This window comes from Methylophilus sp. OH31 (assembly GCF_000576615.1).
Lineage (GTDB): Bacteria > Pseudomonadota > Gammaproteobacteria > Burkholderiales > Methylophilaceae > Methylophilus.
Window position 1 is genome coordinate 123,933 of sequence record NZ_BAUS01000001.1, and the last position, 25,190, is coordinate 149,122.

General features: G+C 50.3%; 21 protein-coding genes and 1 riboswitch. Of the genes, 5 read left to right on the forward strand and 16 right to left on the reverse strand.

Annotated features, from left to right (window positions below):
* Positions 1–17 precede the first annotated feature (17 nt).
* On the reverse strand, positions 18–1,286 hold the full coding sequence (dcm, locus tag OH31_RS00535; RefSeq protein WP_024929188.1) for a DNA (cytosine-5-)-methyltransferase: 1,269 nt from the start codon (positions 1,284–1,286) through the stop codon (positions 18–20).
* 69 nt (positions 1,287–1,355) lie between these two features.
* Here dcm and OH31_RS00540 point away from each other — a divergent pair, with 69 nt between their 5' ends.
* From OH31_RS00540 to OH31_RS00560, 4 genes are all read left to right on the forward strand, one after another.
* Positions 1,356–1,814 carry a very short patch repair endonuclease gene (locus OH31_RS00540; protein ID WP_201768556.1) on the forward strand — a complete coding sequence of 153 codons (459 nt, stop codon included), beginning with the start codon at positions 1,356–1,358 and terminating at the stop codon, positions 1,812–1,814.
* Positions 1,815–2,296: 482 nt separating this feature from the next.
* Entirely contained in the window at positions 2,297–2,662 is a 366-nt protein-coding gene (locus OH31_RS00550) for an antitoxin Xre-like helix-turn-helix domain-containing protein (RefSeq protein ID WP_024929190.1), read from the forward strand.
* Positions 2,622–3,335 (forward strand): RES family NAD+ phosphorylase, encoded by a 714-nt coding sequence (locus tag OH31_RS00555; RefSeq protein WP_242402147.1) that lies wholly within the window; start codon positions 2,622–2,624, stop codon positions 3,333–3,335. The genes OH31_RS00550 and OH31_RS00555 overlap by 41 nt, the downstream gene beginning before the upstream one ends.
* 107 nt (positions 3,336–3,442) lie before the next feature.
* Complete coding sequence (locus OH31_RS00560) at positions 3,443–3,730, forward strand: hypothetical protein (RefSeq protein ID WP_232411469.1); 288 nt, start codon at positions 3,443–3,445, stop codon at positions 3,728–3,730.
* 45 nt (positions 3,731–3,775) lie between these two features.
* On the opposite strand, the gene yfaE is transcribed toward OH31_RS00560, so the two are convergent.
* From yfaE to nrdA, 3 genes are all read right to left on the reverse strand, one after another.
* The gene (gene yfaE / locus OH31_RS00565; RefSeq protein WP_019882840.1) at positions 3,776–4,186 is read right to left on the reverse strand and encodes a class I ribonucleotide reductase maintenance protein YfaE; all 411 of its coding nucleotides are present in this window, start codon (positions 4,184–4,186) and stop codon (positions 3,776–3,778) included.
* An 8-nt stretch (positions 4,187–4,194) separates the two neighbouring features.
* Positions 4,195–5,328, reverse strand: a complete 1,134-nt coding sequence (nrdB, locus tag OH31_RS00570) for a class Ia ribonucleoside-diphosphate reductase subunit beta (RefSeq protein WP_019882841.1) — start codon at positions 5,326–5,328, stop codon at positions 4,195–4,197.
* 228 nt (positions 5,329–5,556) lie between these two features.
* A complete protein-coding gene (gene nrdA / locus OH31_RS00575) occupies positions 5,557–7,836 on the reverse strand; it encodes a class 1a ribonucleoside-diphosphate reductase subunit alpha (protein ID WP_024929192.1) in 2,280 nt (759 codons plus the stop codon).
* A 182-nt stretch (positions 7,837–8,018) separates the two neighbouring features.
* Positions 8,019–8,241, reverse strand: a riboswitch (cobalamin riboswitch).
* A 247-nt stretch (positions 8,242–8,488) separates the two neighbouring features.
* Between nrdA and OH31_RS00580 the strand changes: the two genes are divergently transcribed.
* Positions 8,489–9,757 (forward strand): OmpP1/FadL family transporter, encoded by a 1,269-nt coding sequence (locus OH31_RS00580; RefSeq protein ID WP_024929193.1) that lies wholly within the window; start codon positions 8,489–8,491, stop codon positions 9,755–9,757.
* A 2-nt stretch (positions 9,758–9,759) separates the two neighbouring features.
* Here the strand turns inward: OH31_RS00580 and OH31_RS00585 are convergent, their stop codons facing one another.
* From OH31_RS00585 to OH31_RS00640, 12 genes are all read right to left on the reverse strand, one after another.
* A complete protein-coding gene (locus OH31_RS00585) occupies positions 9,760–10,008 on the reverse strand; it encodes a PepSY domain-containing protein (protein WP_024929194.1) in 249 nt (82 codons plus the stop codon).
* 71 nt (positions 10,009–10,079) lie between these two features.
* Entirely contained in the window at positions 10,080–12,551 is a 2,472-nt protein-coding gene (locus OH31_RS00590; RefSeq protein ID WP_024929195.1) for a TonB-dependent receptor, read from the reverse strand.
* 91 nt (positions 12,552–12,642) lie between these two features.
* Positions 12,643–13,608, reverse strand: coding sequence for a FecR family protein (locus OH31_RS00595; RefSeq protein ID WP_024929196.1), 966 nt, complete (start codon positions 13,606–13,608; stop codon positions 12,643–12,645).
* Positions 13,605–14,132: a sigma-70 family RNA polymerase sigma factor gene (locus OH31_RS00600; protein WP_024929197.1), complete on the reverse strand. Its 528-nt coding sequence runs from the start codon at positions 14,130–14,132 to the stop codon at positions 13,605–13,607. Before OH31_RS00600 ends, OH31_RS00595 begins: the two co-directional genes overlap by 4 nt.
* A gap of 82 nt (positions 14,133–14,214) precedes the next feature.
* Positions 14,215–15,600, reverse strand: coding sequence for an efflux transporter outer membrane subunit (locus tag OH31_RS00605; protein WP_024929198.1), 1,386 nt, complete (start codon positions 15,598–15,600; stop codon positions 14,215–14,217).
* A gap of 1 nt (position 15,601) precedes the next feature.
* Positions 15,602–17,578 (reverse strand): MacB family efflux pump subunit, encoded by a 1,977-nt coding sequence (locus OH31_RS00610; RefSeq protein WP_305079931.1) that lies wholly within the window; start codon positions 17,576–17,578, stop codon positions 15,602–15,604.
* Positions 17,560–18,729: an efflux RND transporter periplasmic adaptor subunit gene (locus OH31_RS00615; protein ID WP_024929200.1), complete on the reverse strand. Its 1,170-nt coding sequence runs from the start codon at positions 18,727–18,729 to the stop codon at positions 17,560–17,562. The genes OH31_RS00610 and OH31_RS00615 overlap by 19 nt, the downstream gene beginning before the upstream one ends.
* Positions 18,730–19,356 (reverse strand): hypothetical protein, encoded by a 627-nt coding sequence (locus tag OH31_RS00620; protein ID WP_242402148.1) that lies wholly within the window; start codon positions 19,354–19,356, stop codon positions 18,730–18,732.
* A gap of 81 nt (positions 19,357–19,437) precedes the next feature.
* Complete coding sequence (locus OH31_RS00625) at positions 19,438–20,691, reverse strand: PepSY domain-containing protein (RefSeq protein WP_256377657.1); 1,254 nt, start codon at positions 20,689–20,691, stop codon at positions 19,438–19,440.
* A 248-nt stretch (positions 20,692–20,939) separates the two neighbouring features.
* The gene (locus OH31_RS00630) at positions 20,940–23,420 is read right to left on the reverse strand and encodes a TonB-dependent receptor (RefSeq protein ID WP_242402149.1); all 2,481 of its coding nucleotides are present in this window, start codon (positions 23,418–23,420) and stop codon (positions 20,940–20,942) included.
* 100 nt (positions 23,421–23,520) lie between these two features.
* Positions 23,521–24,501 carry a FecR domain-containing protein gene (locus OH31_RS00635; protein WP_024929204.1) on the reverse strand — a complete coding sequence of 327 codons (981 nt, stop codon included), beginning with the start codon at positions 24,499–24,501 and terminating at the stop codon, positions 23,521–23,523.
* Positions 24,498–25,007 (reverse strand): sigma-70 family RNA polymerase sigma factor, encoded by a 510-nt coding sequence (locus OH31_RS00640; protein ID WP_024929205.1) that lies wholly within the window; start codon positions 25,005–25,007, stop codon positions 24,498–24,500. Before OH31_RS00640 ends, OH31_RS00635 begins: the two co-directional genes overlap by 4 nt.
* Positions 25,008–25,190: the final 183 nt, after the last annotated feature.

Consider the following 25,190-nt stretch of genomic DNA (forward strand, 5'->3'; position numbering starts at 1 on the left):
TTTTCGAACATAAATTTTTAAGCAGTTTTGAATAAAGGTAACTCAGGCTCAATAAATTCCGCCTGCAGGATTGGAAGCATCAACTTTGCTACATGACCAATTACAGGCACAACAACTGAATTTCCAAACTGTCGATATGCTTGAGTATCTGAAACAGTAATTCTAAATGAGTCTGGAAAGCCCATCAGCCTTGCGCATTCTCTTGGTGTCAATCTTCTTGGATTTTTACGTTCGCCCTGATATATAAGAATTTCAGAACCATCCTTATGATAACGAGCACTGAGTGTGCGTGTAACACTATCCCCAGTAACTAAGCCAAATCCAAATCCATTCCCCTTGGCGCGATGTTTCTCGGCATAATTCTGCAAATATCCCCAAAGGTGATCTGTAAGTGTGTATTTAGTATGTACTGTATTAGACTCGGCATCAAAAAACTTGCCTTCATCCCATGGCAATACAGGCTCTGTCCCATCAGTTTTATGCAGAATCTCTTTTAGCTTCCGAGCACCTTTTTCAGGAAAAGGAATTCCATCGAAATCAAAATTTACAGCATCCTTGAAACCAACAATAATGATTCGCTCACGATGCTGTGGGGTAAAATGCGCCCCATCAATAACACGATGTGCAATGTGGTAACCAAGCTCCTCCTTAAGAGTACGTTTAATTACATCAAAAGTACGCCCCTTATCGTGCGAAATTAAATTCTTAACGTTTTCTAATACAAAAGCCTTTGGTTTTTTAGCTTCTATAATTCTTGCCACATCAAAAAACAATGTACCCTGCGTTTCATCTTTGAAACCGTGTGCTCGACCTAAAGCGTTTTTTTTACTTACGCCAGCTATTGAAAATGGCTGACAAGGGAAACCCGCCAGTAACAAATCATGATCTGGGATTTCATCAGTAGTTATTTTTGTAATGTCCCCATGAACAAGGTGTGACGCTCCAAAATTCTGCAAATATGTTTTTTGCGCGAACCGGTCCCATTCACTAGTAAACACACACTGCCCACCTACACTCTCAAACGCTGTACGAATGCCACCAATCCCGGCAAAAAGGTCAATAAATTTAAACTTCGCTAATGGGTTTGTAGTTTCTTCAAAAGGTAACATAGCTTGTAACGCAGGGATAATATATGGTTTGATAGTGGATTGTTTTAATTCCCAGCGACGAACCTGCCGTTCACTCATATCGAGTTTTACTGCAATTTCATCTTGAGTGAAATACTTTCTGGCCTGCACAAGATATTGCCAAGCGGCGTTTTCTTCATTAAAAGTAGAGAACTCCATACCAACCCTTTTAAAAACTGGGAATAAAACCGGACATTACGCCCTTTATTATTACCAGTCAAGTTTATTATGGATATCGTTAGTAGCATTAAAAGAAGCGAAATGATGGCTGGTATAAGAAATAAAAATACTCGTCCAGAAATGCAAGTTAGAAAAGGCTTATATGCCCTAGGTTTTCGATATCGTTTACATGTAAAAGCTTTACCAGGTAAACCAGATGTTGTTTTACCTAAATATAAAACTGTTATTTTCATTAATGGATGTTTTTGGCATGGACATAACTGCCACTTGTTTAAAATGCCTCAAACTAAAACAGAATTTTGGAGTGAAAAAATCTCTAAAAATCGATTGAACGATGACCTAGCAATTAAGAGACTTCAACAATTAGGATGGTCAATTATTATAGTTTGGGAATGTTCTTTAAAAGGTAAGGAAAAGCTCAAATCAGATGCTTTCCTAAATTTATTAACTTTGCAAATTCAGTCCCCTAAACCCATTAAAGAAATACATGGCATAACAATAAAGTGATCTACTAAGCTATCTCAATAACTAGTTTATTACACTTTAAAACGGCTAGCTGGCACTAGATTTAGAGGTATTCCCCCCTTAAACTATAAGCGAAACTAACAGGGTTGGGTCTTGCAAAACAACACACGCATTAATCTGCTGAGTTTCCTGACAATCTCATATGATTGCGCTCTGAGACAACGTAGGAAACATCTACCTGAGTGCTACATGCAACTTCTCCAGACTTTAGCTCTTTAACTGAGGCCAGTAAGTCGGCTTTGAACTGTTCCATTTCTTGGTCAAGTTTAGTCATCTAAAAACTCCTAATTTAAAGCCCTAACAGCAACAATTGTAGTCTTTAAACTCGTAAAAGACGTCATTTACGACGATACTCTTAAATCTATAAGTATAGAGATAGTCAATAACGGCCTCTCCAGCACAACACAATAAACTTCCCAAAGAAATATTTTAATAATATAATTTCTTAAGAAAGGATAAAAATCATGGAAACAGCAACTAAGCCCGATGCTGCGCATGTATTAAGCAAAGCGGTAAGTCGGGCTGCCGAGCGTTTACAACTCTCACGCGCGATGTTGGCGACGATTCTTGGTTTGAGTCCGGCGACGATTACACGGTTGTATGATGGCAAATACATTCTTGACCAGAAGCGTAAAGAGTGGGATTTTGCGTTGTTGTTTGTGCGCGTATTTCGCTCACTGGATTCGATAGTAAACAATGATGAAACGGCGCGGGTGTGGTTGAACAACCATAACCTGGCGCTGAATGCACGCCCGATTGACCTGATTTCTCAAACGGAAGGTTTGGTGCGTGTCGTACACTACCTGGACACCTCACGCGGTCTCGTCTGAGGCATTTGCCTGGCGGGGCTTGGCTTGGCGTATGGTGGAGGCACAGCATGTGGCTTCTACTATGAAGGTAGTCGATACCGCCGCTGAGCAGAATATTCTTGAAGCATTGCTCGATAACAGCAAGCCAGCTTACCCTGACACGACGGCAAAGCTGGACTATCTGCTGGCAACCCCATTTCGTTACCCAACGCGCAAAGGCGGCTCTCGATTTAGGGGTGCAAATGACCCGGGGGTGTTTTATGGCGCGGAATCGGTAGCAACCGCAGCTGCTGAACTCGGTTACTGGCGCTGGCGGTTTTTAATGGATGCACCCGCCCTGACGCATATTGAACCTGTGGCACATACCGCGTTTCAGGTGGCGCTCAAAGCGCAAGTGGTGGATTTACGCAAACCGCCCTTTGATGCAGATGCGAGTTGGTTAGATAAAACCGATTACGGCCCTACACAAGCCTTTGCACAAGTAGCGAGAGAAATTGCGTTGGGTTGCATTCTGTATCAATCCGTACGTCATCCAGAAACGGCGTGGTGTGTGGCAGTCTTAACACCAGAAGCATTCGCCGAGAATAAACCCAGGCCTGAAACACAAACCTGGTGGTTGGCGGTCGGCCAACATGAGGTCATCTGGCGCCGGGATCGTCAATCACTGACCTTCAATCCGGCTATTTGGAAGTGAACTTAGCAGGTTAATTATAGGTGTTTTATGCAAAAAACCGCTTAAATTATTGAATTAACGATATAAATACTATCTTTACAATGTATACAACCCTAAAAAACTTTGATATGTTACCGATATATCATAATAAATATGATGCGTTTGCATCAAAAATCATCGGGGTGACATTGAAAATGATGGATATGTCTGGAAAATATTTATATACCATTCGCAGTGCGAATGGGGTGCTGGTGGAAAATTTGCAGATTTTTGGCAAGTCGCGTAACGAGGCAGACGCCAAAATTAGGCAGATGTATTGGCGGTGCGAGATTTTGAGTTGCAGCCTGGTGGCGGATTCGAGTGCGCGGGCACCGAATCTGAAAATGCAATGGTTGCGGCCTAACGCTGCGGCGTAAATTACATGATTGAAAAAAGGCGCTTGGTTTCAAGCGCCTTTTTTATTAGAACAATGGCAGGTTGCTGGCCTGCACGTTGTTTCTCACCACTCTTCTTCGCAGCAGTTTTTTCACTGGCGTATCAGCAAACGGCAAGGCTTCGTCGAACAGCGATTGCTGTGCCGGGAACATATCATCTTGCAATTGCGAGCTTTGCAAATCGAACCTGAGTTCGCAGTCTAACCATAAATCAGACTTGGGCACGCAGCAGCATGGCAGGATTTCATCGGCGGCGATAAAGGCCAATGGCAGTTCAACGTAATCGACTTCGCCATCGAGCATGCGTACGCGGCAGGCACCACAATAACCACTCCGGCATTGGTACTCTACTTCGTGGCCAGTGCGTTCCAGGCCTTCGAGCAGGGTTTCTTGCGGGAGCAGGCTAAAGCGGCTGTGCTGGCTGCGTACGCTAATCATTGTTTCATTTACAGTTCAAAACCATTCAGGTCGTCTGCTGATACTTCGGAGTCAATTTGACCAATGAGGTAAGAGCTTAATTCCACCTCTTGTGGCGCGACCTGCACCGTGTCTGAGGCCAGCCAGGTGTTGATCCACGGAATCGGATTGTTTTTGGCATTGGGGAATGCCGGTGGCAAACCGACCGACGCCATGCGGCTATTGGTGATGTATTCCACGTATTGGCAAAGGATGTCTTTATTGAGGCCAATCATGGAGCCATCTTTAAACAGGTATTCTGCCCATTGTTTTTCCTGCTCGGCGGCAGTTTTAAACATCTCGAAGCATTCTTGATGCAATTCAGTCGCAATCTCAGCGAATTCCGGATCGTCCTGACCGGAGCGCATGATGTTGAGCATGTGCTGGGTGCCGGTGAGGTGCAAGGCTTCATCACGGGCAATCAGGCGAATAATCTTGGCGTTGCCTTCCATCACCTTGCGCTCGGCAAAGGCAAATGAGCAGGCAAAGCTGACGTAAAAACGAATCGCTTCAAGGATATTGACGCTCATCAGGCAGCGGTAGAGCAGCTTTTTCAGCTCACGCCGTTTGACTGACTTGAGCTCGCCATTGATGATGTGCTCGCCCTCGCCCAGCTGTGAATACAGCATGGTCTGATGGATCAGCTCATCGTAATAGTGGGCAATATCGGTGGCGCGCGCGGTAATGTTTTCATTACGCACGATGTCATCAAACATCACGGAGGGATCATTGACGATGTTACGGATGATATGGGTATACGAGCGCGAGTGGATGGTCTCGGAAAACGCCCAGGTTTCAATCCAGGTCTCAATCTCTGGCAAGGACACCAGTGGCAGCAACGCCACGTTCGGACTCCGGCCCTGAATCGAATCGAGCAAAGTCTGGTATTTGAGGTTACTAATAAAAATGTGCTTTTCGTGCTCAGGCAAACCTTGGTAATCGGCGCGATCCTGCGACACATCAACCTCTTCCGGACGCCAGAAGAAAGACAGTTGCTTCTCGATCAGCCGCTCGAATACCGGGTATTTCTGCTGGTCATAACGCGCCACGTTAACGGGCTGACCAAAGAACATGGGTTCTTTTAACTGTTCGTTGTCGATTTTGGTGAAGATGCTATAGGCCATGGCCGTGTTCCTAATGTTTAAGTATTTATTCTCAAACTGTTTTTAAAATATATTCATTACCCCACTGCAAGAAATATTGAATCAGTGAGCGAGCGGGATAAAGTGCAAGGCGTACGGCACGCAGAAACCGGAATGTACACGTGAGTACATGAGGATTCCGAGTACCGCACAACCTATTAACTTCTAAACTTGGCAATTTACCCGCGTAGCCACTGAGTCAGTGTTTCTTTAAATTTTGCAGGCACCACTCGCGCATCCATCGTCTTCTGCCTCTGTGCCACCTTCAGTCGCACCATCGCGCGTGTTATGGTAGTACAGCGTTTTGATGCCCAGTTTGTAGACTTGTAACAAGTCTTTCAACAATTGCTTCATCGGCACACGGCCACCTTCAAAACGGGTTGGGTCGTAGTTGGTGTTGGCAGAAATAGACTGGTCAACAAACTTCTGCATGATGCCCACCAGCTTGAGGTAACCCTCGTTGTTAGGCATTTTCCACAACAACTGATACTGGTCACGCAGGCGGTCGATCTCTGGCACTACCTGGCGCAGGATGCCGTCTTTGGATTGCTTCACAGACACCAGGCCGCGCGGTGGCTCAATACCGTTAGTGGCGTTGGCAATCTGGCTGGAGGTTTCTGATGGCATCAATGCTGTCAGTGTTGAGTTGCGCAAGCCATCTTTCTGGATTTCTTGACGCAGGCTTTCCCAATCCAGCAACAGTGGCTCGCTGCATACGGCATCGAGGTCAGACTTGTAGCTATCAATCGGCAAAATACCTTTGGCGTAGGTGGTTTCATTAAACGCACCGCATGGGCCAAATTCGCGCGCCAACTGCACAGAAGCTTTCAACAGGTAAAACTGAATCGCCTCAAAAGTGCGGTGGGTCAGGCCCAGTGCAGACTCGCTGGTGTAATTGGTGCCATTTTTGGCCAGGTAATAGGCGTAGTTGATGACGCCCACGCCCAATGAACGGCGCTTGTTAGTCGCATTCAAGGCCGCTTTCACCGGGTAATCCTGGTATTCCAGCAAAGCATCCAGTGCGCGTACCACCAGGTCAGCCAGGCCTTCCAGTTCGTCCAGAGACTCCAGTGCGCCGAGGTTAAACGCAGACAAGGTACACAGGGCGATTTCGCCTTCGGTGTCATTGATGTCGTTGAGTGGATTGGTCGGCAGCGCGATTTCCATGCACAGGTTAGACTGGCGCACAGGCGCCACGGCCGGGTCAAACGGGCTATGCGTGTTGCAATGGTCAACGTTCTGGATGTAGATACGGCCAGTACCGGCACGCTCTTGCATCATCAGTGAGAACAGGTCGACCGCTGGTATCGTGCGTTTGCGGATGCTGTCATCGGCTTCATATTGCGTATACAGGCGCTCGAACTCATCCTGGTCAGCAAAGAAGGCGTCATACAGCCCTGGTGTGTCGTGCGGTGAAAACAAGGTGATGTTCTGGCTCTTGATCAGGCGCTGGTACATCAGGCGGTTCAGTTGCACGCCGTAGTCGAGGTGACGCACACGGTTTTCTTCCACGCCACGGTTGTTTTTGAGCACCAGCAATGATTCGACTTCGAGGTGCCAGATCGGGTAGAACAAGGTGGCCGCGCCGCCGCGTACACCGCCCTGCGAGCAGGACTTCACTGCAGACTGGAACAATTTGTAGAATGGCAGGCAGCCAGTATGCTGCGCTTCGCCGCCACGGATTTCACTGCCCAGGGCGCGGATACGGCCCGCATTGACGCCAATGCCGGCACGCTGCGATACATATTTCACAATCGCGCTGGTGGTAGCGTTGATGCTGTCCAGGCTGTCGCCACACTCAATCAGCACGCAAGAGCTGAACTGGCGGGTCGGCGTACGCACGCCGGACATAATCGGCGTAGGCAAAGAAATTTTGAAGGTAGAGACCGCATCATAAAAACGCTTGATGTAATCCAGACGTGCCTGGCCTTTGTAGTTGGCAAACAGGCACATGGCGACCAAAATGTACAAGAACTGTGGGCTCTCGTAGATCTTTTTGGTGACGCGGTTCTGGACCAGATATTTGCCTTCCAGTTGCTTGACCGCAGCATAGGAGAAGTTCATATCGCGCCAGTGGTCAATCGTGGCATTCAGTACGTCGAACTCTTCGCGGCTGTAATCCTGCAACAGGTGCTGGTCATATTTACCCAGCGCGGTCAGGTTGGTCACATGGTCAAACAAATGCGGTGGCTCAAACTGGCCATAGGCAATTTTGCGCAGGTGAAAAATAGACAAACGCGCCGCCAGATACTGGTAATCCGGTGTTTCTTCAGAAATCAGGTCGGCTGCGGATTTGATAATTGTTTCATGAATGTCGTCAGTACGGATGCCATCATAAAACTGAATATGCGAACGTAGCTCCACCTGGGAGACCGACACATTATTCAGGCCTTGTGATGCCCAATCAATCACCCGATGAATTTTATCGAGATTGATAGGTTCCTTGCGGCCATCCCTTTTCGTGGCCTGCATGGATTCGTATTTTGACATTGATGGCTCCCAGTACAGGAAGCGAGGGGTCCCGAAACAGACACATTTAACCGGGCAATACCCAGACCATCATGACGATGAAAAATGTACCCGCTCAAAGGCCAGACTAGCAATCAGTATTGAACAATCAATGTTGAACATGGACCAACTGCATCTGCCGAGGACACCCCGCCTCAAACGTTAACAAGAAAAAATTTCACGGCAGGTCTCCTGGCTCTCAGGTCGTCATTATTTGCTTTCGCCTTCCCGAATCTCTTCAGTGGCTTAGATGGCAGCAAACAACTCGCTAATCACAGTTGCGGGGGCAGCCCTGGCTTAATGACTCCTGCGCGGCTTCACGCACCAGGTTCCCTATTAAACGCAGCAGAAGAGTCTCTTCTGCGTACCGTATGGATGCGACTATAAAACAATATCTATGGCTTTTCAATTATCCAAAACACAATATATTGATATATTTTGATTGACAGGCAGCAACTGATTGTTTTTATTAAAGAATATTTTTACAACACATTGATCAATAATTTAGCTACCATGTGAATGTTTCTCGCATAGCCGAAAATGCCAAAAAGCCATGTGATTGGAGCGCTGTTATCGCAACACAAGATTGTCGAATTATGCGACAGTAAGTCTAACGAACAAGAACAAACCTGCTATGACTGCCTTAAATGTTTCTACCCTACGCATTGCAACCGCCCTCGCCCTGGTAACAACCGGCAGCGCCGCGCATGCCACCAATGGCATCAACCTGATCGGCTTCGGGGCCGAATCGACCCTGATGGGCGGTGCTGACGTCGCAGTGGCGCGTGATACCAGTGCGCTGAATACCAACCCGGCCGGACTAACGCAGATCAAGGCGCCGCTGCTGGATATGTTTGGCTCTGTGCTGCGTACCACTGACCTGGTGCACAAAGACCCCCGCAACGAAGAGCATGCGTCCAACCGCTACACTTTGCTTGGTGGTGGTGGCTATGCGCGGCCGCTGGAGAATATGCCCTGTACGGCCGGTATAGGCTTGTTCGCGCAAGGCGGCGCCGGCGGCGTGTTCGACAACCTGCGTACGCCGTTTGGCAATCGCGATGATTTGTCCTCGCTGTTTGGGATCGCCAAGATCATCCCCGGTATCGGCTGTGAAGTGACGGATAAGCTCTCTTTGGGGGCCAGCCTGAATATTGTTTATGCGAGCATAGAGCAGGACTTTTTTGCGAACACTTCAGTGAGTGCAGTGCCCTTTGCAGGTTACAAATTAGAGGGTGCCTCCGCAGTGCGTACTGGCTTCAAGCTGGGCATGCAATATCGTGTGACCCCGGCGCTGACATTGGCTGCCTCTTATACCGAAAAAACCGAGCTGCCGATGACCGGCGGTACACTGACAGCTGACTTCACAGACGCAGGCTTAGGCAAGGTGAAGTATGCCGATGCTTCAATCAAAGGCTTCGCCCTGCCGCGCGAAGTCGCTGTCGGGATGGCGTTCAAACCAACAGATGACTGGCTACTGTCATTCAAGTTGAACTGGCTTAACTGGGGCGATGCGATCAATGACGTGACCCTGCGCGCCACCAAACCAAACAATGCCTCAGCGCAATCTATATATGGCAGCTCGATGGGTGCCGACTGGAAAGACCAATGGGTGGTCGCGACAGGCGTCGCTTACAACTGGGATGACCGTACCACGCTTTATGCGGGCCACAATTACGGCAAAAACCCGATTCCGCGCCAGAACTCCAGTCCTTTATTGGCAGGGACCCTTGAACATCACCTCACCTTTGGTGCCGCACGTAAGATCGACCCGCACTGGCTGATGACTGGCGGTGTCGAATGGATGCTACCTGTCAGCGTTAAATACAACAGCCAATTATTTGGCGAGTCTGAAATCCGCAATGAAGCCATTGTGCTTCACTTCATGCTGAGCCGCCGCTGGTAGGTTTAAATTGTGGCATCCTGATCAAGAGGCTTGCGTCGTGATTGAACAAAACGTCGACCCTGCCGTTTTTTCCACCATAGCACCACACCCGTGATACTGAGTATTGCCACGACAATGCCGATCATCACAATGAGCACCCGGCAAGCCAGACCGAAAACTGCACCGGTGTGCAACACTCTTAGCCATTTACTGATAATGCCTCCTGGCAAGCCATGCCCTGGATAATCTTCGCGCAAAACGTTACCGGTCATGCCATCAATCCAGAGATTGGTTGCTGCAATAAAAAAGCCCCGCCAGACAGCGGGGCTTGATACAGGCATGGTTATAAAGTGCCACGTATGGTTAGCATAAAGTTTTGCGGATCACCGTAGAATGTCTGCAACGCATCAAGATAATAATGCTTGTCAAACACATTATTGATGTTTAATGCAGCCGTCCAGTGGTTATCAATTTTGTAGCTGGCTTGCGCACTCCAGATAGCATAGCCGCTCTGCTCGCGCTTAACGCTATCAGCCGTGGTATAAGCAGTGCCACTTTGCATGACAACGCCACCGCCTATGGTGAAACGATCCAACTCACCAGACAACCGATACGTATTCCAGGCACGCAGCAGGTGACGTGGATTATGATCGCCATTCAGGCGCACCCCGTTCAGACTAGCATCTTCAGCTGTCACGTATTTGGCATCATTAAAGGTGTAGCCAGCGTATACTTGCCAACCTGGCAATACTTCACCACTGACCTCACCGTCGAAGCCTTTACTCTCCTGCTTGCCAGCGTTGATATAGCAAGACCCACCGGTAGGAGAACCAGAACATGTAAGAGAGTTCAGCGGATCGATGATGGCACCATTAGTCTGCTTAATGCTAAACACAGTCAGCGATGTATTGAGCTTGCCGCCATAAAACTCGCCCTTGAGACCAGCTTCGTAATTTTTACCAACTGCCGGATCTAGCGAACCACCACTCGCAGTGAAGCTATTACTTTGCGGCTTGAAGATATCAGTATAACTGCCATAGAGTGACCAGTTGTCATTCAATCGATAGATTAATGCAGCATATGATGTGACTTCATGCGCTTGCTTATAGGCACCGTTAAATGAACTTTCATAGTCGTACCAGCTTACCCGGCCACCCAGTATCAGCTTGAGTGGATCAGCCAGTTGCAACCTGACATTTCCATACAGACCTTGCCGGATTTCTTTGGAACTTAACGCTGCGCCATACACCCCTGGATACACCTGTGGCACCTGCGACAAATCCAAATTGTTAAAGTCGATAGGATATTGTGGCGAATAAGCTGTCCGAGCAGTTCTGCTGGATGGCATTTCGGCCAGTTGCCAGTTAGCACCGACGAACACCTCATGCGTCTGCCCCAGTGCATTGAATTGACCGATTACTTGCGCATCCAGTGCGGAGGTTTCGTACAATACCCTGGAAAACTCGGCACGCATATAACTTGGACCGGTCATCGTTGCCGGATTCACATTGGTAGCTGTCGGGCGGATGATTGCATCTTTTCTGTCGTTACGCTGATACATGGCACTGACCTTGAACTTCCAGTCGTCATTGAAGGCATGTGTGAGATCGGCGAACACTTCCTGCGTCTGACTCTGATAACCAGTCCAATCTGGGCCTAACGAGGTAGACCGCGGCAGATGCAGGTTGCTACCATCGGTAGACATCGGCAAACCACCACGCCAGCGGCCACCATACTGACGGAAATCCTGATAACGCATGCCAATTGCAGCCACGGTCTTCTCGCCCAGATCTGCTTCAATAATACCGTAAAGCAAGGGCAGCTTGCTTGCAGCCTCATCATAGAAGTACTGGCGGTCTTCATAACCGGCGATAATACGCCCACGCAAGGTGCCGGCTGCATTGAGTGCTCCAGTCAAATCGGCATCCATGCGATAGTAGTCCCAGCTACCTGCACGCCCGGTTAACTGTAACTGTTGCTCCGCCATAGGGCGCTTGCGTACCATATTCACAGTGCCGCCGGGGTCACCATTACCGATCAACAAGCCAGGTGCTCCACGCATGACCTCAACACGATCCAGCATGATGGTGTCCGGTGGAGTGCCGATACCCCCGTAATCTCCCATCGGCACGCCATCAACCATATAGTTACTGATTTCGAAACCGCGCGAGTAATAAGTCGAATGGCCGTAGCCACGTAGCTGTTTGGTCACCCCTGTGGTTTGCATCAACACACTGTCCAGCGTGGTCAGGTTCTGGTCATCCATACGCTGGCGTGTCACCACACTCACTGATTGTGGAAGCTCCCTCAACGACTGAATCCCCTTACCTATCGTTACTGCACGTGCAGCGTAGGACTTTGTCCCTTCGCTAACGGAATGCATCTCGCGGTCTTTCTCCGCCGTGACTTTGACCTCAGGCAAAGTAGACTGGCTGGCATCATCCCGCGGTGCTGGTGACTTGCGCAACGAATAACCGGCCGCTGTTTTATCAGCACTGTAGCCAGTCTCTGCCAGCAGTTTGGCAAAGCCTTCTTCAACCGTATACGCCCCTTTTAAGCCTGCACTGCGCAGATGCTGGATATCCGCAGCATCCAGGGAAATAGCCACCCCGGATTGCTGCGCAAACCGGGTGAGCGTGCTTGCCAGCGGCCCGGCAGGAATATCATAGGCTTTGCTCGCAACCGCAGGCTCTGCATAAGCGATTAACGGACTACTGGCCAGCAGTGGCAAACAGACCAGTTGCAAGGCCAGCACAACAGGTGCCAGCCTGAAGCCAGGTGTTTGCCCCTGGCATTGTTGTTTTAGTAATTGCATGTAATGTGTTACTCCCTTAGTGAACTGTTACTATCACCAAGACAACCGGCCATCAAAAACCGGAACCGGAAAGTAAACATTTAATGCATTTTTACGGTTTGAGATTCACTGACACCATCCAGGGCGTGAATTGTTGCACCTTAATCGGAAAACTCTCTGCCAGCAAAGCCAATGCTCGCTCAGGCTCGTCGAGTGGTAACACCGCACTGACCTGATATTGCGACAATGCAGCCTCGTCATAACGCAAATAGCCTTTATGGTGACGTGCCAACGTCGCCAGTACATCTGACAATGGCTGACTTTGCACCACCAGCTGATGCAGTTTCCAGGCATCATTAATGCTGTCAGGGTCAATGGCATGTAAGCCTTCAACACCCTGTGAGGTCACATTAACGCCCTCGCCTTGTTTCACCACGGCTTGCCTAGCGGACGGGGCTTCCGATTTGATGTTTACTTTAGATTCAAGCATGAGGACTTCTGTCGAATGCCGATGGCGGCTCACCACAAAACGCGTACCCAGGGCAGTGATACTGCCATGCTCGGTCTTGACCACGAAAGGGCGGCTGGCATCTTTGGCAACATCAATCAGGATTTCGCCCTGCAGCAAGGTGAGTACGCGGCGATGTGTGGTGAAATCGACATCTACCGCCGTATGACCATTCAGCGTAATTTGGCTTTGATCTGGCAATACCGACGACTGCCACTCGGCAGTCGCGGTGTGTATATCCGATAGCCAGTAAGAAAGTGGATACCCTTCCAGCATCAGCCTGGCTGGCAATGCCAGCACGAATAGCAAAGCCAAAAGACTGGCACCACGTTTAAACTGTTTACGACGCTTATCCTGCTGGATACCGGCCTGGATGGCCTGGTGTGCTACACCGGATTGCGGACGGAATCCCTCCAGGCTAGCAATCATCCCTTGCATTAGCTGCACCGCTTTTGCGTGGGCTGGATCAAGCGCCAGCCATTGCTGGAACTCAGCGTTGACAGCTGGATCTTGCGCATCCTCTTCAAGGCGCAGCAACCATTCAGCGGCCTGCTCGGCAATCGTTGTCATGCCTGGCTCCCGGATTCACCAAGCGCGGTATGGCAATGCACCAGCACACTCATCAGATACTTTTGTACCATTCTGACGGATACCTGCAGGTTGTCGGCAATTTCTGCATGGGACATCCCATCCAGATAACGCATCAAAAATGCCTCGCGTGGTTTATGCGCAAGACCTTGCAACATGTGGCTGATATGTTCCAGCGCCTCCACTGCCGACGCCACCTGTTCGGCTGACGGTGCATATACCTCCCCCATCGCCATTACACCGGCAAGATAAGTTTCCTCAATGACGCGTCGCCTAGCCTGATTCAGCAACAAGTGCTTGGCTGTCGTGGTCAGATACGCACGTGGTTCCCGCATAGTCAGCAAGGCATCCCTGGACACCAGAATGCGGGTAAACGTATCTTGCATGAGGTCAGCAGCTGCATGCGGGCAGCCGAGTTTTTTTCTTAGCCAGGAAAATAACCAACCGTGATGTTCGCTGTAAAGACTATGCAGGGTTTGTTGCAGTGCACGCTCGTTTGCCGGCATGTAGGGACAAGTTCCAAAAAACTACAAATGATAATGATTATCATTATATCACATTGCGTAATCTTGATGCCTGTCTTCAGGTTCAGGAAACCGAACGAGCCCAGCCTCCGCCCAATGCGCGATAGAGATCGATAGCAGCCTGTAATCGTTGCTGACGTATTTGCAGATTGACATCCTGCGCGGTGAACAGCGTACGTTCGGTATCCAGCAAATTCAGCATGGTTTCTGCTCCTGCCTGATAGCGTGACTGGGCAAAATTGAATGCTCGCTCTGCATTTTCCAGTGCTTCGGCCTGTGCCACAGCCTGCTGGTCCAGCCCCTGGATACGGTTTAAGGCGGCTTCAACATCGGCAAAGGCGGCAATGATAGTCTGGCGATAATTTGCCAATAGCTCTTCCCTGCGGGCGATGGCTATATCACGTTGCGCAGCAAGCCGGCCTGCATTGAAGATAGGCGCCGTCAAACCGGCTGCCAGGCTATAAAGCGGATGATCAAGCACACTGGCCAAATGATTGCTACTACTTAACATGCCACCATTCAGGGTAATGCTAGGCAACATGACGGCTCGCGCGACCTGGATATCTGCCTGCGCTGCCAATAATGCAGCTTCGGCACTGGCAATATCCGGCCTACGTGTCAGCAAACTGCTTGGCAGGCTCACACTGGTTTGCGGTAGTTGCAAATCCCTGAGCAGACTATTGCCGAATTGCAATTCAGCCAGCGGCTGGGACAGCAGTGTCGCCAGCACCGCTTCAGTATTGCCTTGCTGTTGTTTGAGCAATACCACCGTACGACGTTGCGTCGCGACCAGGCCTTGCTGTTGTGCCAATGCTAGCTGATTGGCTGCACCGGCACGATAACGCGATTGCACTAACCGCAACACTTTCTCAGCATTATCAAGATTTTGCTGCGCGATTAAGGCTCGCTCGCGTAAACCAGTCAATTCCATCCAGGTATTCGCCACACTGGCCGTGATCGACAATCGCACACTGTCACGGTCAAACTGGCTAGCCTCAACGCGCGCCAGTGCCCCCTGATACGCTGAGCGGTTCTTGCCCCAAAAATCGACCTCGTAACTCGCCACCAAGCTTCCAGCATAATGATTGGCATTAGCCGCATCACTACCACCGCCCAGCCTGTGTTGGCGGCCTGCATTGGCCGTGGCCGAGACTTCTGGCAACAATGGCGCACCGGCGACTACGGCCAACTTCTGCGCTTGTGTCACACGTGCCACAGCAGCAGCAATATCGTAATTGGCCCTCTGCGCTCGCTGCACCAGGCTATCCAGCTCTGGATTAGCAAACGCCTGCCACCAGTCACGCTCTATTTGCGCATCAGCGGAGTCAGCCTGATGCCGCCATTGCGATGGCATGCCAGCCAGGCCGTCATCATGCTTGAGTTGCAGCGGTTTTAATGGACTGCAAGCCGCCAGCAGGGCAATCAAGGGAATACACACAGTAAATTTCATATTACTCATTGGCAAGCGCCACCACAGGATCCAGGCTGGCGGCCTTACGCGCAGGCATAAAGCCAAAGATCAGCCCGGTCACCACTGAACAGAAAAAAGCACCCAGAATTGCACTGAGTGAAAAAATGACCGGCATACCAAATAAAACCAGGGCAATACCTATCGACAAGCCGATGACGACCCCCGTCACACCACCAACCGTCGTCACTAATACCGCCTCGGTCAAGAACTGTTGCAGGATGTCACGCTGACGGGCGCCAGTAGCCATACGGATACCGATTTCGCGCGTGCGCTCACGTACGGTCATCAACATCACATTCATCACGCCTATACCACCAACCCCCAATGACACCACTGCAATCAGGGCGAGCATAAAACCCATACTGTCCTGGGTTTTGGCTTGTGCCGCAATCCAGGCAGCCGCATTTTCAATTTGAAAGTCACGCACGCTGTGACGGCTAAAAAGCAAAGCATCAATACTCTCTGCTGCTGCATCTATCGATGCCATGTCCTTCACCTCTAACGTGACATAGCTGGGCTCACGCTCACCAAACACACGCAAGCTAGCCGTAGAATATGGAATAACAACAATATCATCGTCACTCTGGTCGCCGGTGACTGCCCCTTTGGAAGCCAGTACACCGATCACCTGAAAGGGCACATTGCCGATCAGGATCGTTTCGCCAATCGGGTTCCCGACATCCGGCATCAGGTTTTGCACCAGCCGCTGGCCGACGACCGCGACCGTAGTCATGCGCTCATCATCCTCTTCGGTAAAAAAAGAACCTTTGATCACCGGCCAGGACAACATGCGTGACATGGCTGCACGCGATCCTTTAATGCGGGTTTGTGCATCCTGATTACCAAATCGCACCACTTTACTACCGGAAAAATTTGGCAATACATAACTGATCTGCGGTAAATCGCCCAATGCCTCCATATCGGCTGCATTGATGCCGCGCCCCGGAATACTTGAGCTCTCGCGTTTAGGGTAAACATAGATATGGTTGGTACCAAACGCGCCCAACTCTGCAACCACGCGCTCTTTCGTCCCCATGCCGACAGCCAGCATAACAATCACCGAGGCAACACCAATAATGATGCCGAGCAACGTCAAGCCAGTACGAAAACGGTTTACCCACATCACGCGCCAGGCGGCACGGCAAGCCTCCAGCATGTCACCACGCCATTGGATGCCTGTATCACTGGCAGCAAATTTCAGGGCAGGCATATGAGAGGTCTTAGCCCTGTCGTCTGCGGCGGTATTGGCAAAACCGGTATCGCTGATCACATGACCATCACGTATCTCAATGATACGACGCGCGCGCGCCGCAACATTCCGGTCATGCGTGATCAGGATGATCGTATGCCCTGCGTCGGCAAGCTCATTCAGCAGGCGTATCACCTCTTCGCCGCTACGCGAGTCCAACGCGCCAGTCGGTTCATCCGCCAGGATAATATGACCGCCATTCATCAGCGCACGCGCGATGGAGACCCGCTGCTGTTGACCGCCGGATAGTTGCTGCGGACGGTATTGCAAGCGCTCGGCCAGTCCCAGCCGGGTCAGCAACGCCTTGGCACGTTCAGCCCGTGCAGATTCGCTCATGCCTGCATACAAGGCAGGCATTTCAACGTTCTCTTGCGCAGTTTCAGTGGTAATCAGGTGATAGCCCTGAAACACGAAGCCAAACGCCTCGCGCCGCAACCACGCCAGTTCATCGGTGTCCATATAGGCAACATCGCGCCCGGCAAAGTTGTAATGTCCGCTACTGGGTTTATCCAGGCATCCCAGAATATTCATCAACGTGGACTTACCCGAGCCAGAGGCACCCACAATCGCGACAAATTCACCTGCATGAATATCCATGGAAATACCATGCAGGATTTCCACGTGCGGTTTGTCACCGCCACCGTAATGCTTGCGAATATCACGCAACGAGATCAATGGCTGGTGCATCGTCAAAACTGAAACTTCCACGCACTGGGCGGCGCTGCTTTATCAGCGATAATTAATTGCTCACCTTCTGCCAGGCCAGAAACAATCTCAGCGCGCAAGCGCGTACGTACGCCAGTCACGACCTCATGCCAGTCCACCTTACCCTCTTTGGTCAGCACCCTTACTTTATATTGGCCGGGCTTGCCCTCTACCGCCGCCAGTGCATTCGTTGGTGCAAGAATGACCTGATTGGCCTGCGCGACCACGAATGAGACCTGTGCCGTCATTTGTGGCATCAACTCGCCATCAGGATTGTCGACATCAAACAACACCGTGTACAACACAACCTTGTTGTTGCTTGTTGCCTGAGTGGCGGCGGTGTTACTGGTGCTTTCAGGCTTGGGGGGTGCAGGTAATACCTGGCGAACTGTGCCAGCCCAGCGGCGCGCATCCCCCCCCAGGGTTTTGAAATATACCGGCATGCCCGGTTTGACATAGCGCACGTCGGCTTCGGATACATCTGTCCACACCGTCATGGATGACAGGTCGGCGATACGTAATAACGTAGGCGTCTGGTAAGTCGCATTCAATGTCTGGCCTGCTTTCGCCTCGATAGACACCACCGTGCCTGACATCGGCGCATAAATCCGGGTGAAGCCCAACAGTGCTTCGTTGCCCTGCAGCGTCGATTGTGTTTGCACAATCTGCGCCTTGAGGTTTTTGATCCGCGCGGCGGCAGTCTTCATGGTCGCTTCCGCCTGTTGTACATCCTCGGCACGGGTCGACCCTTCTACATGCATGCGTTGCTGCCTTGCCTCCTGCTGCTGTGCAAAGGCGTATTGCGCCTCCTGCTCTTCGAGTTGTGCCTGCAGGCCGGCCAAGGCTGCCTGACCGGCATCAACCGTGGCCTGTGGCACGCGCGGGTCAATCTCTGACAATAGTTTGCCTTTTTCAACCACATCGCCCGGTTGCACATGCAAAGCCAGTATCTGCCCTGACACCTGCGCACCGACATCAACATAACTACGCGGCTGCAAGGTGCCGATCGCCGTCACGTTCTGTTCTATATCGCCACGCTGAACCATTTCTGTCTCAAACGGTAGTTGTGTCCGTGCCTGCCACCAGCGCCAGGCAAAGATCAAAAGAATCATCAGCACCAGCAATACTGGCCACTTGTATCGACGGAGTGTCATTTATTGCGGAACCTCAAAACTCAATGTGGCCGTATGGCGTACATCTTCATATTTTTTTCCTTGATAAGTCGTACTGCCATTGATGCGGGCAGTGACCTCAAGCACATACAGTCCCGGGAAGGATGTTTTCAAAGTCACCGTGCCATCTTCAGCCGGCTTGAGTGAGCGTATCCAGCCTTCGCTGGTACTCACATTTACTTGTGAGGCGGCTACCGCACTCCCTTTCCATACAAGCTTAAAAGTATTGCCATTGGATGCTATAGGCACCAGTTCAAGATCATTGACGGCCTTGGTCTCACTTCGCCCCAGCTTTGCCTGATAAAAATTGAGCACCTCTCCCTGAGTCACAGCCTGTGCGGTCAATCGGATATCTCCTTCTGCTGGCGCAATCACAAAATGATTGTTTTCTTTTTGCAATGCCAGCTCTTTGTCATCGACCACAAAAGCACGGCTACTATTCAGCACGGCAATATCGGCCTTGATAGCCGCGTCATGCAATCCGAGAAAAGCATTTGCACCATCCCGGCCTGGCTCCAGCCAGACATAATCGGCCTTGACACCCAGACTCGCCGATAAGCATGCAAGCACCATCACCTGCAAACAGGTACTGCGCATTAATCTATTCATGTGAAATAGCTCCTTAAAATTTTAATTATTGTCAGAAAAATGGACGATTCTCATGTCTGCATTTTTCAAGAAACGGCCTGTTTAGAGAAGCGATCGATTTGCAGAAAAGTGTGCTGCACGCTTATGCCTGGAATGACCATTTTTGGCAGCGGAGCGACGCTTCCTCCACCAGATAATGATGCCAGTGACGCTCAGTATGGCGACGACCAAGCCCATGAGGGAAATGAGAATACGCCCCGTTAATCCTATAATGCGTCCAGAATGCAGCGGAAATTGTGCCTGCATAAAAATATCACCCGCCGTACCGGTACCAGGCACCTCACTCCCCAGCAGATGACCTGTCCTGGCATCAAAGAAAAGCCATGGATTGCCTAGCCCACCATCACCATGTGACTTTTCACTTTCAAAAAATCCGATTTGATAAGTCCCATATCGATCAGCATAGGCAATTCCTCCCGCGGGGATGTGCCAGCCTCGCTTGTCAGCCTCAATGCGTGCCAGTACCAGTATCTCTTCACGACTAAATAGCGGGGTAATTGGCGCATTGTCGGGAGTCGGTTTTCGCGCATCAAACGGACTGGGAGTTAGCGGTGAAAATACCGACACCAAGGGCTGCATCACCGACTCACCCAGGTTCATGGAGACAGAGGTAATCGCCAGCATGAGTAGCAACAGCCAAGTCCAAACACCACCCGAGCGATGCAAATCAAAATTCATTTTGGGCCACCCCTGGCCAAGCCGGAATGCAAACGATTTACGCCAGCTAGACACATTCGGAAAAGATATCCACAGCGCCAGGAAACAATCCAGTACCCAGACGATGGCAATCACGCCCATCACCCACAAGCCTAAATAAAAATCCTCACCAATCTTGGGCAGGTGCAGGCTGTAATGCAGTTTGTACAGAAACGGCAACAGGTTTTCACGTGTCATGGACACAGCCCCCCATTGTCGTGTGCCCTGAATGGTCGCGGTTGCCGGATCAACAGCCACTTGATTGAAGCCGAGCTCAATGCGTTTACCGGTCTCCTGATTGACACGACCACTTACCCCCATCATTAAGGTATGGCCAGCGTCAATGGATAAAGGTAGATAACCAACCTGCAATTGCGGATTGGCCAATTCAACCTGGCGCGCCAGTGCTAGTGGTGTCAAATTTTTTGAAGTCTCCCCGCTGCGGGCGGCAAATAATTGGGGATTAAGCAATGCATCTAATTCGTGATCCCATGAAATCACCGCACCTGTGAGGCCAGCAATGAACAGAAATACTGCCATTAATAATCCCGCCCAGCGGTGCACAGTCACCAACGCCAAACGTATATGAGATAACTTCACAAACTAACCTTTCAACCGTCACATGCTTTATGTTGATATTCATCACCTTGAACAACACTATGCAATGAATAAAAAAGCCTCTTATTTGTAATGACACGCGAGAATGGAAAAAGGGCACCACAATATTGAAAAAAATAAATTGATTAAACGATGGAATCAGTGACTTCAGCAAAAAACTGCCTGAGTCACTGATATGAAAGGCTGAAAATAGAGTGCGCTAGAAAACTGCAGCAATGGCAATCTGTATGCTAAAAATCCATGGTCGCCGACAATGTCAACATACGCGGCTTGCCAAGGTAGAGCCAGCTGCCTGAACCACTCACCCAATAATCGCGTCCGAACAAGTTTTCCAGGCCAGCCCGAAAAATCACAGGTCGATCCCAGGCTTGGGTTTTGTAGCGGCTACCAATATCCCAGCGCGTCCAGCCTGGAATGCTGTGCATATTGGCACCGTCGACATATTGCTCACTGCTTGAAATCATGCGGGCAGTGACCGTTAAGCCAGACACGGTTTTAACGTCGTACTCGCTGCCCAGATTGACCTGCCAGCGGGACACATTAGGCGCATAGTTGCCATTATTGATCGCGTTTTCTGTGCTTGCCAGACGTGCATCAATATAGGCAAGACCGCCTAGTAGCCTGACATCCGGTAACACTTCGCCAAAGATGTTGAGCTCCACCCCACGATTACGCTGCTCACCATCGACTTTATAGGTTTTCGTGCCATCTGGATTTACAACACTGAAACCGCTGGGTTTCTCAATCTGAAATAGGCTGATGGTAGTAGTAAAACGGCCAAAATCATACTTTGCCCCGACTTCGTATTGCTTCGTTTTATATGGTGCAAAGATTTTTTCCTTATTGATTGTGTCCATTGGTGCGGTATCGCCTTTACTTAAGCCCTCAATGTAGTTGCCGTAAATAGAAAAATTTGCCAATGGTTTAAACAATACTGCCAACATGGGCGTCACGGCACTTTTATCGTAGTCTGTTTGACCGCTACCTGTGGCTGGATCATAGGTAATGACTTTTACACGCTGGTGACGTACGCCCAGCGTAAACGCCACCTGATCATCAAAGAACGAAATGGTGTCGGAGACAGCGATCGAAGGTAGCTGCAAAGCATCTGTTTTGGGCGGATTGGATGAAAACCCGGCCAATGATGGTGCGTTAATCGTTGGCGTATCATAAATATTTGTATTAAAACTGCTAAAACCATAGTAGTCATCGGTATAGCCATGCGTTTGCTTGACATAAGAAGCATTCAGGTTGAGTTGATGTTTGATCGCCCCGGTCCAAGCCATACCTCGTAAGCCTGCTTGCATCGTTTTGTAGTTCCAGAAGTCAGGCCAGTAATACACCGTCGCTTGCGCATTACCCTGTGTATCTGTCACATAGATATCGGTCGATAAGTAGCGAAAGCGATTATTACTTTCACCTATTGCACCGTAGACTGTCCAATCAGGCGTGATATCAAACTCCAGCTTGGAAAGCACATAGTCACTACGTGTTTTTGCATATTCCCAATCCTGGGCAATTTGTTTACGTGCACTGGGTGGACGTGGAATGCTGATGGCGTCGGAAATACCGAGACCTCCTGCGCCCTGCGGCGCCTCATTATTCATGGACTGATACCCGGCATCCAGCGACCCACGTAATCTGCTGCCTCTATAATCAACACCAACGGTGGCAGCGCCTAACTCGATCGACTGCCCATCTGTCGCAGTGTTGCCATGATGGTAAATACCATTGAAGCGTAGCCCCCATTGCTTATCTTCGCCAAAACGACGACCGACATCCAGATGCCCACCCAGCACGCCTTTCGACATATAAGTCGCCGTCAATCTGGTCAAGGGTGTATCACCCGCTCGTTTCGGAACCATATTGATCGCCCCGCCCGCGGCGTCATTAGGTGCCATGCCATTCAGTAAGGCATTCGGGCCTTTAAGCACTTCTATACGCTCAGCTGTTTCAACAGGCAATGTACGACTGGGGGCGATGCCATAAATTCCATCAAACAGCACAGCGCTCTGGATGGGAAAGCCGCGGATCATGAAAGAGTCGCCCGCTCCCGCCGCATTGGTTAAGCCATAGGAAATCGTGCGTACGGAAGGATCATTCGCCAGCACATCCGCCACTGTGATGGCCTGCTGGTTTTCTATAAGCTGTGACGTATAGCTGGTGATATTAAACGGTGTGTCTATCACCTCTTTGTTGCCCAGTAAGCCTACCCGGCTGCCGCGTGCCACCTGGTCACCTGCATAGGCAGGCATGAGTTCATTTTTACCCGACTCCGCGTGTGCCGTGACAGTGACTTCAGGCAATGTATCGACCGCAGCACTTGGTGTTGAGCTGACGACTATTTTTTTAAGTGTATATCGGCCTGGTTGTACCTCTACCGCCTGCAAACCTGAGTTGTGTAACAGGCTATCAAAGCCTTGCTTAATGGTGTAGTTGCCTTTGAGGCCTTTACTGACCAGGTGCTTTGCCTGCTCAGCCTCAAATGAAAGCACGACGCCTGCCTCAGCGGCAAAATGCCCTAAAGCGCTATCCAAAGCCCCGGCGGGGATATCGTAACTGCGTAGCAAGATATTTTCTGCCGCGATAGCAGATGACAGACTAGCGGAAAAAGGTAATACCGCCAGGCCTAAGGCTGCGGCGAGCAAGCTGCCCAACGCACGTTGCTGCAAATACGTTCGGCCATGGCCGGTTTGTTTTTGAATGTTCATTTCGTGTCCCTGTGCAATGAATGTTTTCATAGCATTGGTCGAACGAAATTTAAAAAGGGACAATGCAAACAGGCTTTTTTTATAATTTTGCCAAAAATACCTACGTTGCAAGACGCAAACTGACCCAGTAGCGTGTGAAATAGTCGACATGTACTTGTGGCAACGCGGTTTGAATCGCGTCAATTGCAATATCTGGCTGGTCCAGCGGGAATGCCCCCGAGATGCGCTGATCGGCCAGCTGCGGATCACAGCGCAGAACGCCTCGGCGATAACGGTTTAACTCAGTAACCAAGTCGGCCAACCGCCAATCGGTCACCACCAGCATGCCGCGCAGCCAGCTGGCTTCGTACCCAGTCAAAGCCTGACGCGAAGTGACACCTTGCGCAGTGAGCATTAACTGCTGCCCGGCAGGCACCTGGAAGATGGGATGCCCCGCCGCAGACGTCACTTCGACCGCATGCTGTATCACGCCCAGCCAGGTGGAGGCTGCATACTGCCTGACAATAAATTGTGTGCCCAACGCGCGCAAACTGGCCTGGGCTGTACGTATGATCAATGGTCGCTGCTGAGGATCTGCATGACCGGTTTCAATATAAATTTCGCCCCTGATCAGATGCAGCGTACGTGCAGATGCATCGAAAGAGACATTCACCAGACTGTTGGTATTCAACACCAGCCGCGTACCATCTGCCAGCATCCACTCCCGCCGCTCACCAGTTGCCGTGCTGTAATCGGCCAGTATGGGTTGCCAGGGTTGCGTGCGCCAGCCCACCCAGGCCAATGGCATGGTGAATGCAAATATCCCCAGCCCTTTCAGCAGCGCACGGCGACGGGCATGCACGACCTCGCTACTTGCCTCTAATGCAGTGTGCGTGATTTGCGCAGGCGCCAGGGTCAGTTGCTGTTGCAAATGCTCGACACGCGACCAGGCCCATTGCTGCTCCCAGCCTTGGGCTAGCCAATGCTGCCAGGCAAGCTTATCCTCGGCACTGGCGACGCCAGAACATAACTGGCTATACCAGCCTGCGGCTTCGCGAATCAAACGACGCGCCGTTCTCGGGTCTGGTGATATGTGACTCATGATAAAGAAAACAGCAGGCAGTGTTCGATTGCACGTGCCATATATTTTTTGATCGAACTGACTGAAAGATTCATCTGCTCAGCAATGTCGGGATAAGTCATGCCATCGAGTTGCGACAACAAAAAAACCTGACGGGTTTTTTCACCTAATGCGTCCAGCATGGCGTCAATTTCACACAAGGTTTCAATGACGATGGCACGCTCTTCAGCAGAAATTTGTACAGGTTCCGGCATTGCGGCCAGCGCTTCCAGGTAAGCGCGCTCCAGGGTACTGCGGCGAAAATAATCGACCATCACCCGCCGCGCAACCGTTGCCAGATAAACACGAGGCTCTAATATCTGGCTGGCATTGCGTGCAGCAATCACGCGAATAAACGTATCGTGTGCCAAATCGGCAGCATTTTCACTGCAATACAACTGTCGACGCAGCCAACTCTTCAACCAGGATTGATGATTCAGATAAAGACTCTCAACCGATTGCTGTAATGCAAACTCGTTTGCTGACATACCAGCCTATCACGCCCATTAATGATAATGATTCTTAATTCTATCATGAGCCATTCACGCGGAAACAACGGCAGGAAGTCGGTTGATTAATAGTTTAAAAACAATTGTAAAGTTTTGACGATGATCGCGACACTGCCATGCTCAAACATCTGAAACAAAGAAAGCCTTTACGAAGGCTTGATG